The sequence below is a fragment of the Pantoea sp. Lij88 genome (assembly GCF_030062155.1).
In the GTDB taxonomy this organism is placed as follows: Bacteria; Pseudomonadota; Gammaproteobacteria; order Enterobacterales; family Enterobacteriaceae; genus Pantoea.
Genome location: NZ_CP118269.1, coordinates 127,220 through 145,433, shown reverse-complemented (window position 1 = coordinate 145,433; position 18,214 = coordinate 127,220). Strand labels below are relative to the sequence as shown.

The 18,214-nt window shown below is 55.7% G+C and carries 19 protein-coding genes; 13 read left to right on the top strand and 6 right to left on the bottom strand.

All coding sequences use genetic code 11. The features are described from left to right. The first annotated feature begins 57 nt into the window (after positions 1–57). On the top strand, positions 58–1,287 hold the full coding sequence (locus PU624_RS04525) for a glycosyltransferase (RefSeq protein ID WP_283546745.1): 1,230 nt from the start codon (positions 58–60) through the stop codon (positions 1,285–1,287). Beyond that, the gene (locus PU624_RS04520; protein WP_283546744.1) at positions 1,280–2,191 is read left to right on the top strand and encodes a hypothetical protein; all 912 of its coding nucleotides are present in this window, start codon (positions 1,280–1,282) and stop codon (positions 2,189–2,191) included. Before PU624_RS04525 ends, PU624_RS04520 begins: the two co-directional genes overlap by 8 nt. Positions 2,192–2,219: 28 nt before the next feature. Here PU624_RS04520 and tdh read toward each other — a convergent pair whose 3' ends face one another. Together tdh and PU624_RS04510 are read right to left on the bottom strand one after the other, a co-directional pair. Next, the gene (tdh, locus tag PU624_RS04515; RefSeq protein WP_283546743.1) at positions 2,220–3,248 is read right to left on the bottom strand and encodes an L-threonine 3-dehydrogenase; all 1,029 of its coding nucleotides are present in this window, start codon (positions 3,246–3,248) and stop codon (positions 2,220–2,222) included. A gap of 10 nt (positions 3,249–3,258) precedes the next feature. Next, complete coding sequence (locus PU624_RS04510) at positions 3,259–4,455, bottom strand: glycine C-acetyltransferase (protein WP_283547937.1); 1,197 nt, start codon at positions 4,453–4,455, stop codon at positions 3,259–3,261. Positions 4,456–4,685: 230 nt separating this feature from the next. On the opposite strand from PU624_RS04510, the gene rfaD reads away from it, so the two are divergent. The 11 genes from rfaD (at position 4,686) to coaD (ending at position 15,951) form a co-directional block, all read left to right on the top strand. Further along, entirely contained in the window at positions 4,686–5,618 is a 933-nt protein-coding gene (rfaD, locus tag PU624_RS04505; RefSeq protein WP_013359495.1) for an ADP-glyceromanno-heptose 6-epimerase, read from the top strand. A 17-nt stretch (positions 5,619–5,635) separates the two neighbouring features. Further along, a complete protein-coding gene (gene rfaF, locus PU624_RS04500; protein WP_283546742.1) occupies positions 5,636–6,691 on the top strand; it encodes an ADP-heptose--LPS heptosyltransferase RfaF in 1,056 nt (351 codons plus the stop codon). After that, a complete protein-coding gene (gene rfaC / locus PU624_RS04495; protein WP_283546741.1) occupies positions 6,679–7,656 on the top strand; it encodes a lipopolysaccharide heptosyltransferase RfaC in 978 nt (325 codons plus the stop codon). Before rfaF ends, rfaC begins: the two co-directional genes overlap by 13 nt. Beyond that, the gene (locus tag PU624_RS04490; RefSeq protein ID WP_283546740.1) at positions 7,653–8,729 is read left to right on the top strand and encodes a glycosyltransferase family 9 protein; all 1,077 of its coding nucleotides are present in this window, start codon (positions 7,653–7,655) and stop codon (positions 8,727–8,729) included. The genes rfaC and PU624_RS04490 overlap by 4 nt, the downstream gene beginning before the upstream one ends. A 9-nt stretch (positions 8,730–8,738) precedes the next feature. Then, a complete protein-coding gene (locus PU624_RS04485) occupies positions 8,739–9,743 on the top strand; it encodes a glycosyltransferase family 8 protein (protein ID WP_283546739.1) in 1,005 nt (334 codons plus the stop codon). Between the two features lie 326 nt (positions 9,744–10,069). Beyond that, positions 10,070–11,056: a glycosyltransferase gene (locus PU624_RS04480; RefSeq protein ID WP_283546738.1), complete on the top strand. Its 987-nt coding sequence runs from the start codon at positions 10,070–10,072 to the stop codon at positions 11,054–11,056. Positions 11,057–11,129: 73 nt separating this feature from the next. Continuing rightward, positions 11,130–12,206, top strand: a complete 1,077-nt coding sequence (gene rfaQ, locus PU624_RS04475; RefSeq protein ID WP_283546737.1) for a putative lipopolysaccharide heptosyltransferase III — start codon at positions 11,130–11,132, stop codon at positions 12,204–12,206. After that, entirely contained in the window at positions 12,199–13,332 is a 1,134-nt protein-coding gene (locus tag PU624_RS04470) for a glycosyltransferase family 4 protein (RefSeq protein WP_283546736.1), read from the top strand. Before rfaQ ends, PU624_RS04470 begins: the two co-directional genes overlap by 8 nt. A 92-nt stretch (positions 13,333–13,424) precedes the next feature. Beyond that, on the top strand, positions 13,425–14,699 hold the full coding sequence (gene waaA, locus PU624_RS04465) for a lipid IV(A) 3-deoxy-D-manno-octulosonic acid transferase (protein WP_283546735.1): 1,275 nt from the start codon (positions 13,425–13,427) through the stop codon (positions 14,697–14,699). Further along, positions 14,699–15,475: a glycosyltransferase family 2 protein gene (locus PU624_RS04460; RefSeq protein WP_283546734.1), complete on the top strand. Its 777-nt coding sequence runs from the start codon at positions 14,699–14,701 to the stop codon at positions 15,473–15,475. The genes waaA and PU624_RS04460 overlap by 1 nt, the downstream gene beginning before the upstream one ends. Further along, positions 15,472–15,951 (top strand): pantetheine-phosphate adenylyltransferase, encoded by a 480-nt coding sequence (gene coaD / locus PU624_RS04455; protein WP_283546733.1) that lies wholly within the window; start codon positions 15,472–15,474, stop codon positions 15,949–15,951. The genes PU624_RS04460 and coaD overlap by 4 nt, the downstream gene beginning before the upstream one ends. On the opposite strand, the gene mutM is transcribed toward coaD, so the two are convergent. From mutM to radC, 4 genes are all read right to left on the bottom strand, one after another. Beyond that, on the bottom strand, positions 15,948–16,757 hold the full coding sequence (gene mutM / locus PU624_RS04450; RefSeq protein WP_283546732.1) for a bifunctional DNA-formamidopyrimidine glycosylase/DNA-(apurinic or apyrimidinic site) lyase: 810 nt from the start codon (positions 16,755–16,757) through the stop codon (positions 15,948–15,950). The two genes, coaD and mutM, sit on opposite strands and share 4 nt — an antisense overlap. Before the next feature lie 69 nt (positions 16,758–16,826). Next, positions 16,827–16,994, bottom strand: coding sequence for a 50S ribosomal protein L33 (gene rpmG / locus PU624_RS04445; protein WP_003024094.1), 168 nt, complete (start codon positions 16,992–16,994; stop codon positions 16,827–16,829). A 19-nt stretch (positions 16,995–17,013) separates the two neighbouring features. After that, on the bottom strand, positions 17,014–17,250 hold the full coding sequence (rpmB, locus tag PU624_RS04440; protein ID WP_006121249.1) for a 50S ribosomal protein L28: 237 nt from the start codon (positions 17,248–17,250) through the stop codon (positions 17,014–17,016). Positions 17,251–17,491: 241 nt separating this feature from the next. Further along, positions 17,492–18,148, bottom strand: coding sequence for a RadC family protein (gene radC, locus PU624_RS04435; RefSeq protein ID WP_283546731.1), 657 nt, complete (start codon positions 18,146–18,148; stop codon positions 17,492–17,494). Positions 18,149–18,214 lie beyond the last annotated feature (66 nt).

Genomic DNA, 18,214 nt, shown 5'->3' with positions numbered 1-18,214 from the left:
GAAATTACTATAATCCTGGGTCGGGCAATAACGGGCGGTGCGGGAACAGTGATAGGGATGACGATTAATAAACAAAAAATCCTGCTGCTGGATAACGGCAGAGAGTGGGGCGGCGGCACCAACAGTATGCTGGAGCTGCTGAAACGTATCGATCGTCAAAAGTTTGATATCACCTGCTGCTTCTATCACAACTACAGCCGTGGCAATGACGAAACCATTGAGGCTACGCTGAATGCGCTGGCTATTCCGGTCTTTTTTATTCCGCAAATCAAGCAGCCACGCTGGGCGAAGCTGGTTAAAGAAGCCGCGCGGGCACTGCTGTTTTTCAATAAAAAGCTTAAGAAGCGTGCCATCGACCAGATTGATACGCACTGGCGTATTATGCCTAATGCCATCAAGATCAATTCACTGCTGCAGCTTGGGAAGTTTGACACGCTCTACATGAATAATCAGCCCAGCACCAATGTGGAAGGTTATCTGGCGGCGCGCAGCCTGGAGATTGCGGTGGTGCAGCATTGCCGTATCGATCCGGTTCTGGAACCGCGGCTGGTCAGCATGGTTAATGAGGATTGTCAGGCGGTGATTGCCGTGTCACAGGGCGTGCATAACACCCTGCGCCGTCATGGTGTGGATGCGGAGCGCTGTTTTACCGTTAATAACGCCATCGATATTCACCAGTCCCTGCCCGACCGCCTTGAAGTCCGCCAGCGCTTTAAACTCTCTCCGTCGACCTTTGTGTTTGGCACGATCGGCTCGCTGATATTACGTAAATCTAATCACCATGTTCTGCAGGCGCTGGGCCGCTTTAAACGCGCCAACCCGGATGCAGACTGGAAGATGGTGATTGTCGGCGCGGGTCCGGAACTTCAGCATCTGCTGCAACTCGCTACCGCAGAGAACATCCAGCATCATGTGGTCTTTACGGGCTTTCAGAACAATGCGCTGGATTACCTTACTGCCTTTGATACCTTTATTCTTGCCTCACGCAGTGAAGGCTTACCCAGGGTCGTACTGGAAGCGATGCTGGTGAATACCGCCGTCGTGGGATCCCGCGTGGTGGGCACTGCCGAATTGATCAGTCATGACGAAACCGGGCTGCTGTTTGACTATGGCAACGTCGTGCAACTGACCCAGCACCTGACCGCGCTGTGGCAGGACGCGGATTTACGTCAACGCCTGATCAATGCGGCAGCGAAACGCGTACGTGAACAGTACGCTATTGAAACCTATATCAGCGGCGTCGAGAATATTCTGCAAAGCGTCGTCAAAAAGAAACCTCATGCTTAATTTTTTAAACTCCCGTTACCGTCATATCAGAGCGCGCCATAACCTGCCGTATTCGCATCAGGAAGTTCAGGGCACGGTTCCCGTCACCTCTGTCGTGATCCCCTGCACCGGCGCGGACTACATCGAAGAAGCCCTGCTCAGTGCCGATTTTGCGGCGCGCTTTGCAACGGAGGCTGATGAGATTGTGATCGTCAGCGATCAGCCCGCTCACGCCTTTGGCAGCCTGCCAGTGAAAACCCGCGTGGCAACGCTGGACGTGCCGCATCGCGAAGAGAGCTATCGCTACAAGCAGATTTATCGCAGCCGTTTGATCAAATTGCAGGCGCCCCTGCAGGCAAAAGGCGATGGCATTCTGATGATCGATTCCGACCTCAATCTGCTGAAGATGCCGGCAATCATGATGAAGCCAGGCCATCTCTACTCCAGCTTCCGTCAGGGGAAAATGATTGCCAAGCTGGACGGTGCGCCGGAAGAGGCGATTCCCGCCTACTACCCGCACAGCATTCGTCCATACCTGACAGATCACGTTAATGGCGCTTACCTGGCTGCCACGCGTGAAGTGTGGCAGCGCATTTCGCCGCTCTGGCTGACGCTGTTTAATGACACATGGAATTTGATGAACGACAGCCAGCCGCCAACTGACCAGCTGCCGCTCGCGGTGTTGCTGGATATGCTGGATATTAAAACCGTCAATCTGGGGGAATGGGCTAACTGGCCGGTCTCAAAGAAAATCGGCGGTCAGTCGGCGGTGATCCCGTCTGACGTGGTGGGCGCACATGGTGGATTCCCGTTGTCGGAATGGCAGAAGTACCTTGCCGACCCGCAACAGCCGCTGAACTTCAAAGGCCAGGACTACACGCGCAAAGTGCGCTACCTGACCGACGAAGAGAAGAAGCAAAGTTAATCAGTCGGCCGCCCCGGCGGCCGTTGTTTTAATCCCAGCTCAGTATCACTTTCCCCGAGCGTCCTGAACGCATCTCATCAAAGCCCTGCTGAAAATCGTCAATGCTATAACGATGGGTGATTACCGGCGTCAGATCGAGACCGGACTGAATCAGCGCCGCCATTTTGTACCAGGTTTCAAACATCTCACGGCCATAGATTCCCTTAATGAAAAGCCCCTTGAAGATCACCTGGTTCCAGTCGATCGCCATTTCACCCGGCGGAATGCCCAGCAGTGCGATACGCCCACCGTGATTCATCACCTCCAGCAATGAACGAAACGCCGGAGGCGCACCCGACATCTCCAGCCCGACATCAAATCCCTCTGTCATGCCCAGCGAATGCATCACTTCCCGCAGATCTTCATTCGCCACATTGACTGCGCGCGTGACGCCCATTTTCCGCGCCAGTGACAATCTGTACTCATTGATATCAGTGATCACCACGTTGCGTGCACCGACGTGCCGACAGACCGCAGCGGCCATGATGCCAATAGGACCTGCGCCGGAGATCAGCACATCCTCGCCGACCAGATCGAACGAGAGGGCGGTATGCACCGCGTTGCCGAACGGGTCAAAGATTGCCGCTAGCTCATCGGAAATGTTGTCGGGAATTTTGAACGCATTAAAGGCCGGGATGACCAGATACTCCGCGAAGCAGCCCTGGCGGTTAACGCCCACGCCCATTGTGTTACGGCATAAATGCGTTCGCCCGGCGCGGCAGTTACGGCAATGTCCGCAGGTGATATGTCCTTCACCTGAGACCCGATCGCCAATCGAAAAGCCTTTGACTTCCTGCCCTATCGCTACCACTTCACCCACATATTCATGACCGACAATCATCGGCACCGGAATGGTTTTGCGCGACCAGTCATCCCAGTTGTAGATATGGACATCGGTGCCGCAGATGGCGGTTTTACGAATCTTAATCAGCAAATCGTTGTGACCCGGCTCAGGAACCGGGGCATCAGTCACCATCCAGATGCCCTCTTCCTTGTTCAGTTTGGCGAGTGCTTTCATGACGGACTCCTCAGGCGATGACGCCCAGTTGTTTGCCGATGCGGGTAAAGGCCGTCACCGCACGTTCCAGCTGTTGCTGGGTGTGCGCCGCAGAGATTTGGGTGCGAATGCGTGCCTGACCTTTTGGCACCACCGGATAGAAGAAGCCCGTCACGTAGATGCCTTCCTGTTGCAGCAGGCGGGCAAACTCCTGGGCAACGCTGGCGTCACCCAGCATCACCGGAATAATCGCGTGATCGGCACCGGCCAGCGTAAAGCCCGCCGCTGTCATCTGCTCCCGGAAGTAGCGGGCATTGTCCCACAGACGCTGACGCAGTCCGTCGCCTTCACTGAGCAAATCCAGCACCCTTAGCGAGGCGGCAACAATGGCCGGAGCCAGCGAGTTGGAGAACAGATAGGGACGGGAACGCTGACGCAGCCACTCCACCACTTCGGCTTTCGCTGCGGTGTAGCCACCGGACGCGCCGCCCAGCGCTTTACCCAGCGTGCCGGTAATGATGTCGACCCGACCCATAACATCGCAGTATTCATGGGTTCCGCGTCCGGCGTTCCCGACAAAGCCCACCGCATGAGAATCATCCACCATCACCAGCGCGGAAAACTCATCGGCCAGATCGCAGATGGCGGGCAGATTTGCAATCACCCCATCCATTGAGAAGACGCCATCAGTGGCAATCAGAATATGACGCGCACCTTTATCGCGCGCTTCCTGCAGACAGGCCCGCAGCTCCGCCATGTCGTTATTGGCATAGCGATAACGCTGCGCTTTGCACAGCCGGACACCATCGATAATGGAGGCGTGATTCAGCGCGTCGGAAATGATGGCATCCTGCGCATCGAGCAGGGTTTCAAACAGGCCGCCGTTGGCGTCGAAACAGGAGGAATAGAGAATGGCATCCTCCATACCGAGAAACTCTGCCAGCCGCTTTTCCAGCTGCTTATGGCTATCCTGCGTGCCGCAGATAAAGCGCACCGATGCCATGCCAAAACCATGCGAATCCATCCCCTCTTTCGCCGCCTGAATCAGCGCCGGATGGTTCGCCAGACCTAAATAGTTATTGGCGCAGAAGTTAATCACTGCCGGATCGCTGCCAACCGCGATCTCCGTCTGCTGGGCAGAAGTGATGATTCGCTCCTGTTTAAACAGTCCTTCCTGACGTGCATCATCAAGTTGCTGACGAAGTTGTTGATAAAATTGCGCAGGCATCATTGCTCTCCTCAGATGGCAAAAATCTGGCATATCTTACTGAACAGGCCGCTTCTTCACGATAAATCGCCCAACAGAATGTCATTTTTGCAGCATAGTTCACGCCGCAAGGATGTACGCACAAAGCGTTACAGAGTCATCTGGCTGTCTGCACCCTGATGAAATGTTATGATGTGAGGTATTCGTGTGTGAAACCTCCTGTTTCACCCCACAACGTTGAAGGTAACAACATGATTATCGTAACTGGCGGCGCAGGAATGATTGGCAGCAATATCGTCAAAGCGCTGAACGATCGCGGTCACACCGACATTCTGGTGGTGGATAATCTGAAGGATGGCACCAAGTTTGCCAACTTAGTCGACCTGGATATCGTCGATTATATGGACAAAGAAGAGTTCCTGATGAGCGTGATGGCGGGCGATGATTTAGGCCCGATTGAAGCGGTATTCCATCAGGGTGCCTGCTCTTCCACCACCGAGTGGGATGGCAAGTACATGATGGAGAACAACTATCAGTACTCCAAAGAGCTGCTGCACTTCTGTCTTGAGCGCGAGATCCCGTTCCTCTACGCCTCTTCTGCAGCGACCTACGGCGGACGCAACGAGAACTTCATCGAAGAGCGCCAGTATGAGCAGCCGCTGAATGTCTATGGCTACTCCAAAATGCTGTTCGATCACTACGTCCGTCAGATGCTGCCGGAAGCGAACTCGCCGGTGTGCGGCTTCCGCTATTTCAACGTCTATGGACCGCGCGAAGGCCACAAAGGCAGCATGGCCAGCGTTGCCTTCCATCTGAACACGCAGATCAGCAACGATGAAAATCCAAAACTGTTTGAAGGCAGTGACGGCTTTAAGCGTGATTTCATCCACGTGGATGATGTGGCAGAAGTGAACCTGTGGTGCTGGGAAAACGGCGTCTCCGGGATTTACAACTGTGGCACAGGCCGCGCCGAATCTTTCCAGGAAGTGGCGGATGCGGTACTGAAGTTCCATCAGAAAGGTCAGATCGAGTACATCCCGTTCCCGGAGAAACTCAAAGGACGTTATCAGGCTTATACCCAGGCCGATCTCACTAAACTGCGTGCCGCGGGCTACGACAAACCGTTTAAAACGGTGGCGCAGGGCGTCGCTGAATATATGGTCTGGCTGAACCGCAACGCATAAAGGAAGCTGCTCCGGCGATGAAAATTCTGGTAATCGGCCCGTCGTGGGTCGGCGATATGATGATGTCGCAAAGTCTCTATCGCACACTCAAGGCCGAACATCCGGATGCAGTGATTGACGTGATGGCACCTGCGTGGTGCCGTCCGTTGCTGTCACGCATGCCGGAGGTCAATCAGGCGCTGGCGATGCCGCTCGGGCATGGCGCGCTGGAAATTGGTGAACGTCGCCGGCTGGGGAAAGTACTGCGCGCCAGTCATTACGACCGGGCTTATGTGCTGCCTAACTCCTTTAAGTCGGCGCTGGTCCCCTTCTTCGCCGGAATAAAACGCCGCGTCGGCTGGCGCGGTGAAATGCGTTATGGCCTGCTGAACGATTTGCGGGTGCTGGATAAAGCCGCGTTTCCACTGATGGTTGAGCGCTACGTTGCGCTGGGCTACGACACACCGGTTGCCTCGGCGGCGCAGCTGCCACAGCCGCTGTTGTGGCCAAAGCTGCAGGTTGAAGAGCAGGAAAAGATTGAAACGGCCGCACAGTTTCAGCTCGCGGCGACCCGTCCGATCATCGGTTTCTGTCCAGGCGCTGAATTTGGTCCGGCCAAACGCTGGCCGCACTATCACTACGCCACGCTGGCTCGCCAGTTGATTGCTGACGGCTTCCAGATCGTGCTGTTTGGCTCCGCCAAAGATCGCCCGACCGGCGAAGAGATTATCGCTGCGCTGCCCGAAGAGGCGCGTGGCCACTGCCGTAATCTGGCGGGAGAAACCCAGCTGGAACAGGCGGTGATTCTGCTGGCGCAATGCCGTGCCGTGGTCAGCAATGACTCCGGCCTGATGCATATCGCTGCGGCGCTGGATCGACCACTGGTGGCGCTCTATGGCCCCAGCAGTCCTGACTTTACGCCGCCGCTGGCGCGTCAGGCGCGCATTATCCGCCTGATTACCGGCTATCACAAAGTCCGCAAAGGTGATGCTGAACAGGGCTATCACCAGAGTCTGATCGATATCCAGCCTGAGCGTGTACATCAGACGCTGAGCGAACTGCTTGCGCCACAGGAGGTGCCATGCACGTCCTGATTGTTAAAACTTCTTCAATGGGCGATGTGCTACATTCGCTTCCTGCACTGACCGATGCGATGCATGCCATCCCCGGTATCCGTTTCGACTGGGTGGTGGAAGAGAACTTTGCGCAGATTCCTGGCTGGCATCCCGCCGTCGACAAGGTGTTACCGGTTGCGATTCGCCGCTGGCGCAAACACTGGTTTGGCAGTCAGCAGCGTGAAGAGCGCGTGCTGTTTAAGCGCGAGTTACAGTCACGTGAGTACGATATCGTGATTGATGCGCAGGGGCTGATCAAAAGTGCCGCGCTGGTCACCCGCTTATCGAAAGGGGTGAAGCATGGACAGGACAGCCGGAGCGCGCGTGAGCCGTTTGCCAGCTGGTGGTATGACGTCCGCCATGAGGTCAGTAAGCGACAACACGCGGTTGAGCGAACGCGCGAACTGTTTGCCAAAAGCCTGGGCTATGAAAAGCCGCAAAGCCAGGGTGACTACGCGATTGCCGGACACTTCCTGCATCATCTGCCCGCTGATGCACAGCATTACCTGGTCTTTCTGCATGCCACGACCCGTGACAACAAGCACTGGCCGGAATCGCACTGGCGACAGCTGATTGAGCAGATGCAGCCCAGCGGTCTGCGGGTGAAACTGCCCTGGGGTGCGGAACACGAGCATCAACGCGCACTGCGGCTTGCAGAAGGCTTTGAGCATGTTGAGGTGCTGCCTAAGCTGACGCTGGAAGCGATAGCCCAACAGCTGGCGGGCGCACGGGCGGTGGTCTCGGTAGATACCGGATTAAGTCACCTGACGGCGGCGCTGGATCGTCCCAACCTCACGCTGTATGGCCCGACCGATCCTGGTTTGATTGGGGGTTACGGGCAGAACCAACAGGCACTGAGCGCCCCGAATCATAATCTGGCGGAGCTGACAGCTGACACGGTGGCAGAAAAACTGCGGGCCGTTATTACGGAAAACACGCCATGAACTATGTGCTGATCTACCTGCTGCTTCTGCCTTTCCGGGCCATAATGCGGCTGTTTTACCGGCCAACCGGACGCAGCTTAATCATCCAGACGGCGAAGATTGGTGATTTTATCAATATCACACCCATGCTTCGCGCGCTGGGTCAGTCTGAGCTGCTGATCAGCAAAGCGGTGGAGCCGCTGGCGCGTCACGATGACACGGTCAGCCGCTATTTCCTGATTGAAGACGCAAAGCGCAGCTTTTTTGCCAAACTGAAACTCGCGTTCACCCTGATGAACCGCTATGACAACGTCTATCTGGTGCAGCCAAACAGCGTAAACCTGTTCTTTGCCGCGTTATGCAACGCACCGAATAAGCAGTTTCTGCGCACCTATGTGCGGAAGTCCTACCATAAGACGTTCTATCGCAGCGCCAGCGGCATTGTCGACCACGCTAAGACAGATTTGACGCTGGACAGTTATCTGAAGCTGATTAACCGTGACTATCGCTACACCGATTTCCCTAAACACGCGACCTCGCCGCTCTGGCAGCCGCCCGTGCCGCCCGCCGCGCTGCAGAATCCGCGCAGTGGCATTAAAATAGGCATCAGCATTTCTGCCGGTAATAAGGCCAAGACGATTCCTGCCAGCATCTGGCAGCAGCTGATGACCTCGCTGGATGACCTGCCCTGCACCTTTTATGTGTTTGGCCCACCAGCGGAGCAGCCGTGGCTGGATGAGTTACTGAGTCTGACCGGCCCAAAAGAGAATATTGTCAGTCTGATTGGTGAGCTAAAGCTGGAAGAGGTTCCGTGGGCCATTTCGCAGATGGATTTCTATATCGCCTCTGACTCTGGCAATGCCTATATTGCGGATGCGCAGCAGATCCCGGTGATCATGCTTTACGGCCCATGTGAAGTCAGAGAACAGCGTCCGGTTAATAATGTGTTGTTCATCGGACCGGATAATATTGACGCCTCGACGTTCGTTTTTGCCACCCGTTTTAAGTTTGATCAGCCTGCTGAAAAATTATTCGGGCTGGATCACGATAAACTGACTAGAATACAAACGTTTATTACTCATAATCTGGAATAGTGAAGCGTAATGGCAATTACCCCTCTTGCTGATGCCGTTCAGCAAAGTCAGCTGCTGGTTAACACGCTTGCTGACACGGATGACAATCCGGTTCACGTTGCGTTTGGCATTAACCACGCCTACGCGCGTGGCCTGGGCATTACGTTGTTTTCACTTCTCAGCCATCATCCCGATACAGCTTTCCACGCCCATATTTTCTCAGACTCGCTTCGCGAAGAGGATGTGGAAAAACTGTGCTCGCTGGCCACGGGACACCGTCTGGCGATCACGCTGCATATCTTTAACAGCGACTGGGTTGATCAGTTGCCTGCGGTCGGACGCTACCCTAAAAGCATCCATTACCGCTTCCTGATCCCCGGAACCGTGGCGAGCTACAGCGACCGGGTGATCTATATTGATGCGGATACCCTGGTCGTAGGCGATTACTCTCCCCTGTTCAGCCTGGATATGACGGATTACACGCTGGCGGCCTGTAATGACACGCCGCGTGCACGCCAGAATCAGTGCGCGAAGCTCGGGCTGACGCATCATCACTATTTCAACTCCGGCTTTATGCTGATCAATATTCCCCGCTGGCTCGAAAGGCAGACCACCGCGCGCATTACCGACGTGCTGGTAACGCGGGGCGCAGAGTTTGGTTTTCCCGATCAGGATGCGCTGAATATCGTGCTGGAGGATGAGATCCTGATCCTGCCAGACCGCTATAACCAGATTTACGACATCATCGCCAATAAAGTCTGGGATTATACGGCCGTGCCAGCGGACACCGTGATGATTCACTACACCGGCAAATGTAAACCCTGGCATGCCTGGGCTGGCAGCGATCTTGCCCAGCGCTACTACAGCTATTACCAGCGCTCACCCTGGGCTTCACAACCGCTTGATGCACCAAAACATTATAAAGAGATGAAGCGATTTTCCCGCATTAAGTGGCATCATAAACAGTATGCTGAAAGCATGAGCTGGATGATGAAGTATGTCAGTCTCAAGTTCTTTAAGCAGAGCGAGCAATAGCGCACTCAGGTTTATCATATTGATGCGGGCGCTGTTATTTCAGCGCCTGACTTCCCCGTCATTTATCCCGCCTCCCGTTTGCTCCGACCTCAATAAAACGACGCTGACAGAAAGCCGGCATAATAATCTGTTTACCTGCACGACCACTTTGCGTAAAAAAAGCGCATATAGCGCATTATTGTTGTCGGGCGTGGTTTTTAGTAAAGCAGGGACGCCACACCGTTTTATAATCATGCACTCCCTGATTTCATTCTGCTGATTTGGAAATGATTTATGACGAGGCAACGCCCTTTCGCAGTGAATATAACGCTGGTGCAGATATTGTCATGAGTACTTCTCCTCTGCTGAGTATCATTACCCCGATGTACAACGCGGGCAGCATGTTTGATGAGTTCATGCAGTCACTGCTGGCGCAGACGCTGACCGCGCTGGAAATCATTATTGTCGATGATGGTTCCACTGACGGCTCAGGCGAGCGTGCCGACCACTATGCACAGCAGCATTCGCATATTCGTGTGATTCATCAGGAAAATGGCGGCGTATCGCGCGCGCGTAACGCTGGTCTCGCGATAGCCCGCGGGAAATATGTCACCTTTCCTGATGCGGATGACACCATGCAGCCTGAGATGTATCAGACGCTGGTGACGCTGGCGGAAGCGGATAACCTGGATGCGGCTCAGTGCAACGCCGAGTGGTTTTTCAAACACAGCCAGCGGGTAAAACCGCTGATTCCGCTGGATCGTTTGCGCAGCACGCCGGTGCTAAGCGGGGCTGACTGGCTCAACACCGCGCTGAAAACCCATCGTTATATGCATGTCGTCTGGCTGGGCATCTATCGCCGGGAGCTGATTGAGCAGCATCAGTTGCAGTTCGAGCCGGGTTTGCATCATCAGGATATTCCCTGGACCACCGAGTTTATGCTGCTGGCAAAACGTGTGCGCTATACCGAAGCGGTGCTCTATCGCTACTATATGCACGACGCCTCCATCAGCAATCGCAAACGGACCGGCGAGCGCAACGTTGAATATCAGCGTCACTACCTGAAGATTGCGCGGCTGCTGGAAGAGCTCAACAATCGCTATCGTGACCGCGTGAAGATCTACCCGTCATTTCACTATCAGGTGACGCATGAAGCGCTGAGCGTCTGCCACAGTGTGAGACGTGAGCCTGATGCCCGGGCACGACAGGCCATCATTGCCGATCTGTTTGCAACCCGGACCCACCTGCGTATGTTACGCAATGCCCGGGGAATTAAGCAGTGGTATCAGTTGCTGCTATGGCTGGCCCGGCTCTATCGCTGGCGTGAGAAATAACCTTTGAGGCTGGCTTTATCCTAAAAAGGGTTTGCCCTACAATCGGTTCACTGAATTCTGAGAACTCTTGTTTATGGCCAGCCTGACTCCAGCAAACTTCTCTCCAAAAAATATATTACTGATTAAGCTGCGCCATCATGGTGACATGCTGCTCACAACGCCCGCCATTAATGCGCTTCATGAGCGTTATCCGCAGGCCAGCATCGACGTGTTGCTCTATAAAGAGACGCGTCCGATGCTGGAAGCGCATCCGGCTATCCGCCATTTGCACGTCATCGATCGCAAATGGAAGCAGGAGGGAACCTGGCGCAAGCTGGGCCATGAGCGTGCATTAATTCGCGCCGTGCGTGACGCCCATTATGATCTGGTGATTAATCTGGCCGATCAGTGGCGCGCAGCTCTTATTACCCGGTTCTCTGCGGCGCCCGTTCGTATCGGTTTTGCGTTTAAAAAACGCGATAACGCGCTGTGGCGATGGTGTCACAACCGGCTGGTCCCCACCCACAATCACAGTAAACTGCATACCGTTGAGCAGAATATGTCGGCGCTGGCGCCCCTTGGCATCAGCAGCGACGGCGCGCGCGTCTCAATGCACTACAGCGACGCTGATCAGCAAACGGTGCAGGCCCGACTGGCGGAACATCATGTCACCGCGCCCTATATTGTGGTGCAGCCCACTTCTCGCTGGGGATTCAAATGCTGGGAAGAGGAGAGCGTTGCCGCCACGCTTGATCAGCTGGCGCAGCCGGGCCGCAAAGTGGTGCTGACCGCCGGGCCGGACAAGCAGGAGCTGGCGATGATTAACCGCATTCGCGCGCTCTGTGTATCGAAGGATGTGGTTTCGCTGGCGGGTCAGTTCACTCTGCCGCAGCTGGCGGCGCTGATCGATCACGCCCGGCTGTTTATTGGTGTCGACTCTGCGCCGATGCACATGGCGGCCGCGCTTGAAACGCCCTGCATTGCGCTGTTTGGCCCGACCAAGCTGCAGCACTGGCGGCCCTGGGGCGACAACAATCATGTCATCTGGGCGGGCGATTATGGCCCGCTGCCCTCACCCGATTCCATCGACACCAAAACTGACCAGCGTTATCTCTCGGCCATTCCGGTGAAGGATGTGGTCGCGGCAGCGAGGAGCTACCTGAATGAGTAAGTTACGGCTGGCGATTGTCCGGCAGAAATATCGTCCGGATGGCGGTGCCGAGCGTTTTATCTCACGCGCGCTTGAAGCGCTGGGCAGCGAACAGCTCGATCTCAATATCATAACCCGCAGCTGGCAGGGCACGCCGAATCCGGACTGGCATCTGCATATCTGCAATCCCTCAAAGCTGGGTCGGGTATCCCGTGAGCGCGGTTTTGCCCGCGCAGCCCGCGCCTGCTGGGAACGCGAAAAGTTCGATATTGTGCAAAGTCATGAGCGCATCGCGGGCTGTGACATTTTCCGCGCGGGTGATGGCGTGCATCGCGTCTGGCTGGAACAGCGCGCGCGCATCGTCTCATCGTTTCAACGGCTAAGCGCGACGCTCAGTCCTTACCATCGCTATGTGCTGCAGGCGGAAGCGGAGATGTTTAACTCTCCGACGCTGAAAGCGGTGATCTGTAATTCAGAAATGGTAAAGCGGGATATCCTGCGTTGTTTCTCGCTCGACGCCGGTAAAATTCACGTTATTCATAACGCCATTGACGCCAGCCGTTTCCAGCCTGCCACAGAAGCAGCCCGTCGCGCTACCCGCCAGCAGCTGGCCCTGCCCGATTCCGCGACCGTACTGATTTATGTCGGCTCCGGCTTTGAGCGCAAGGGGCTGAAAGCCGCAATCCAGGCGCTGGCCGCCAGCGATCGCTATCTGATTGTGGTCGGTCAGGATAAGCAGCTACAACGTTATCAGCAGCTGGCAAACCAGCTTAACTGCCTGGATCGCCTGCGCTTTGTCGGTGTGCAGCAGGATGTGCAGCCGTTCTATCACGCGGCAGATGGCCTGCTGCTGCCCACGCTCTATGATCCCTTCCCGAACGTAGTGCTGGAGGCGATGGCCTGCGGCTTACCGGTGATTACCAGCACCGGCTGCGGTGGTGCAGAATTTATTACCGCTGGTCAGGAAGGCTTCGTCTGCGATGCATTAGATATCAGCGGGTTAAATCAGGCGGTTAACGCAATACCGGCACTTTCCGTTGATTCACGAATGGGCGAGGCGGCACGGCGCAAAATTGAACCTTACGGCCCCCAACGACTGGCGCAGGCGCTGACTTCCCTTTATCAGCAGGTACTGAGTAGCAACTGACAATGTGGGATGAGTGCGTGCGGGGTTTCTGATAACATGCCGTCATCTGATTTTAATCTGTTTTTAGACGCGAACCTGCTGTAACGGTAACTATGACGACCATTTACACCACATTGCTCTACTTAATTCAGCCACTGATTTGGCTGCGCCTGTGGCTGCGCGGTCGTAAAGCGCCTGCCTATCGCAAACGCTGGGCGGAACGCTATGGCTATTGTGTCGGCAAAGTGAAGCCCGACGGCATTGTGCTGCATTCGGTCTCGGTGGGTGAAACTCTGGCCGCGATTCCGCTGGTGCGTGCGCTGCGTCATCGTTACCCGACCCTGCCGATTACCGTCACTACGATGACGCCGACCGGCTCAGAGCGCGCGCAGTCTGCTTTCGGCAAAGATGTGCATCACGTCTATCTGCCTTATGACCTGCCGGGCTCAATTAATCGTTTTCTGGATACGGTCAACCCACGGCTGGTGATCATCATGGAAACCGAGCTGTGGCCGAACATTATCCGCATTCTGCACCAGCGTAATATTCCGCTGGTGATCGCCAATGCCCGCCTTTCCGCCCGCTCCGCCAAAGGCTACCGCAAGCTGGGTAAATTCATGCGCCAGCTGTTGCAGAGCATCACCCTGATCGCGGCGCAGAACGCAGAAGATGGCGACCGCTTCCTGAGTCTGGGCCTGAAACGTTCACAACTGACGATTACCGGCAGCCTGAAATTTGATATTTCCGTGACGCCCGAACTGGCCGCCAGAGCGGTGACGCTGCGTCGCCAGTGGGCACCGCGTCGTCCGGTGTGGATCGCTACCAGTACGCATGAAGGCGAAGAAGCCATTGTGCTGGATGCTCATCGCCGCCTGCTGCAGACCTTCCCGGACCTGCTGCTGATTCTGGTGCCCCGCCATCCCGAGCGCTTCAACGATGCCCGTGAACTGACGCAGGCACGTGGTTTCAGTTTTATCCTGCGCAGCAGCGGTGAGATCCCTTCTGGCTCAACGCAGGTGGTCATCGGTGATTCGATGGGTGAACTGATGCTGCTTTACGGCATTGCCGATCTGGCGTTTGTCGGCGGCAGCCTGGTTGAACGGGGTGGACACAACCCGCTTGAACCGGCCGCCCATGCTCTTCCGGTTCTGATGGGACCCCATATCTGGAATTTCAAAGATATCTGCAGCAAGTTGCAGGAAGGCCAGGGGCTGATCACCGTGACCGACGTGATGTCGCTGGTAAAAGAGGTCACCAACCTGTTACAGGATGATGATTACCGCCGTTATTACGGACGCCATGCGGTGGACGTGCTGCACCAGAATCAGGGTGCGCTCCAGCGTCTGCTACAGTTACTCGAACCGCATCTGCCTCCCCGGACTCACTAATGTCAGCACGCCAACGTCTTTCCGTGGTGATGATCGCCAAAAATGAAGCGGAACTCCTGCCTGATTGCCTGGCCTCGGTCAGCTGGGCCGATGAAATTATCGTGCTGGACTCTGGTAGCAGTGACGACAGTGTCGAAATCGCCACGCAGGCCGGGGCGCAGGTCTACCGCAACGATGACTGGCAGGGTTATGGCATTCAGCGCCAGCGCGCGCAGGACTATGCCACCGGCGACATGATTCTGATGATCGATGCGGATGAGCGCGTTTCACCCGAACTGCGTGCCGCGATTGAGCAGGTCCTGGTCGCCCCACCCAGCCGTACGGTTTATAGCCTGGGCCGCAGTAATCTGTTCCTCGGCCGCTTTATGCGCCACAGTGGCTGGTATCCTGACCGCGTAATGCGCCTCTATCCCCGCACCTTCCGCTACAATGACAATCTGGTGCATGAATCACTGCAGAGTGACGGTGCGCCGGTGGTGGCATTGCCCGGCGATCTGCACCATCTGACCTGCCGTGATTTAATCGCCTTTCAGCGTAAGCAACTGGCCTATGCTGAAGCCTGGGCTACGGAACGCCATCAGCGCGGTAAGCGTTGCAGCCTGTTTTCTGTATTCAGCCATACGCTGGGCGCGTTCGTGAAAACGCTGCTGCTGCGTGCCGGTTTTCTTGACGGTAAGCAGGGCTGGATTCTGGCGGTGGTCAACGCGCAGTATACCTTCAATAAATATTCAGCCCTCTGGGCGCTGAATCATGCTTCGGCAAAAGGGCGAGTATGACCACGAAAGCCATCTATCCCGGTACGTTTGATCCTGTGACGCTCGGCCATCTCGACATCGTGACGCGGGCAGCGCAAATGTTTGATCAGGTCATTCTGGCCGTTGCCGCCAGCCCCAGTAAAAAACCGATGTTCAGCCTGGATGAGCGCGTGGCGCTGGCCGGTCAGGTGGTTGCCGACCTGCCCAACGTTGAGGTCGTCGGCTTCAGCGATCTGATGGCGAATTTCGCCCGTGATCAGCAGGCGAATGTGCTGGTCCGTGGTTTGCGGGCGGTGTCAGATTTTGAATATGAAATGCAGCTGGCGCAGATGAATCGTCATCTGCTGCCCACGCTGGAGAGTGTCTTCCTGATGCCGTCTGAAGGCTTTTCGTTTATCTCTTCTTCACTGGTCAAAGAGGTGGCGCGTCACGGCGGCGATGTCAGCGCCTTCCTGCCCGCGCCAGTACATCAGGCACTGCTGGCTAAACTGGCTTAATGCTGGCAGCTCGGGCACCAGTAGGTGCTGCGCTGCCCATGCCTGCCGCTGACAATCGGCGTACCGCATGCCCGGCAGGGTTCACCTGCCCGGCCATAAACCTGCAGCTGCTGTGCAAAATAGCCTGGCTTACCGTCGGTCTGCAGGAAATCACGCAGCGTGGTCCCGCCCTGCTCAATCGAACGTAACAGTACAGCTTTGATGGTGTTGACCAGCAGCTCCGCTTCGGCCTGCGACAGACTGCCGGCAGCGCGATCGGGAAGGATCCCGGCGGTAAACAGTGACTCGCTGGCGTAAATGTTGCCCACGCCCACTACCACTTTGTTATCCATCAGCCACTGCTTGATGAGCGTCCGCTTGCCGCGTGACTTATCGAGCAGGTAAGCCCCGTCAAACGCCTCGCTGAGCGGCTCCGGCCCGAGATGTGCCAGCACGCTACTGCCCGCCAGATCGCTGCTCCAGAGCCAGGCACCAAAGCGACGCGGGTCGGTGTAGCGCAGCACTTTGCCGTTGCTCATCACTAAATCAACATGGTCATGCTTCGCTGCTGGCAGCTCTTCTGACAGCACGCGCAGGCTGCCCGACATGCCAAGGTGGATAATGATCCAGCCATGCGGCAGTTCCAGCAGCAGATATTTCGCCCGACGCTGCACGCTGAGCACCGGCTGATCGCTCAACGACAGGATCTCCTGCGAAACAGGCCAGCGCAGACGTGAATTACGCACCACGGCGTGAAGAATGGTTTCACCGACCAAATGCGGTTCGATACCGCGGCGGCTGGTTTCAACCTCTGGCAACTCTGGCATACCCTCTCCTCAGCGTTTTACACAAACAAAAAACCCGGCCGGAGCCGGGTTTTTAGCAGAACACTAAAATTACTTAATTTTAGCTTCTTTGTAGAGCACATGCTGACGTACAACCGGATCGAACTTTTTCAGTTCCAGCTTCTCTGGTTTAGTACGTTTGTTCTTCGTGGTGGTATAGAAGTGACCTGTACCAGCAGAGGAAACCAGCTTGATCTTCTCACGAATACCTTTAGCCATGATTCAGTTCCTTAGTACCTTAGTACTTCTCACCACGGGCACGCATATCGGCTAACACCGTATCAATGCCCTTTTTATCAATAATACGCATACCTTTAACAGATACACGCAGAGTAACGAAGCGCTTCTCGCTCTCAACCCAAAAACGGTGTGAGTGCAGGTTCGGAAGGAAACGGCGTTTCGTCGCGTTCATTGCGTGGGAACGGTTGTTACCCGTCACCGGACGCTTTCCAGTTACCTGGCAGACTCGTGACATGTCAATATCTCCAAAAATCAAATCAGCTCGAGCTTTAAAAATTAGGTTTGGGCCGCCTCGTCAGGCTTGCAGCCCGCCAGGCGAATTCCATGGAACCCGCTAAGCTGGCCTAACCGCCAAACCCGAGATTCTCAAAGGTGGCGTAGTATACGCCGCTCAGCCCAAGTGCTCAAGTCCCGAACAGATAAAGATCCCGAATGATCGGGCAAAAAGCCGCCACCTGGCGTGAAATTTCCCGGTATCAGAGCCATCCCCGCTCCGCAAAGGAGACATATTCGCCATGACCAATCACCAGATGATCGAGCAAACGGATGTCGAGTAGCTGGCAGGCTTCGCTGACTTTATGGGTGACTTCTCTGTCTGCCCGGCTCGGTTCAGCCATGCCCGACGGATGATTATGCGCCAGTATCAGGGCGGCGGCGTTGAGCTTCAGCGCTTCCCGGACGATCTCGCGCGGGTGCACTTCCACACTGTTAATAGAACCCGAGAACATATTCTGAGCCCGCAGCACCCGATGCTGGTTATCCAGAAACAGAGCCATAAAGATCTCACGCTCCTGATGAGCTAACAGACTTTGCAGGTACTGGCGCGTGATGTGCGGATTTTCCATTGCGCTTTCGCGGGCCAGCTTACTGGCGAAAAAGCGCTTCGCCAGTTCGGCAATCGCGTGAAGTTGCGCCAGCTTGGCATCGCCAACGCCTTTGATTTTACCGAATGCCGCTTTGTCTGACGTCATGAGCTGATAAAGCGAGCCAAAACCCTCCAGCATCTGCCCGGCCAGCTCCAAAACATTCTGCCCCGGCGATCCGGTACGCAGAAAAATGGCCAGCAGTTCGGTATCGCTTAACGAATGGGCGCCCAGCTTCTGAAGTTTCTCCCGTGGTCCCTTTATTTTCATGTTCGCTCTCCCTGAGATGGGCCTCAGCATGGCCCATCCTGGAGCGCGCGGCTATCAGTGGCGCGG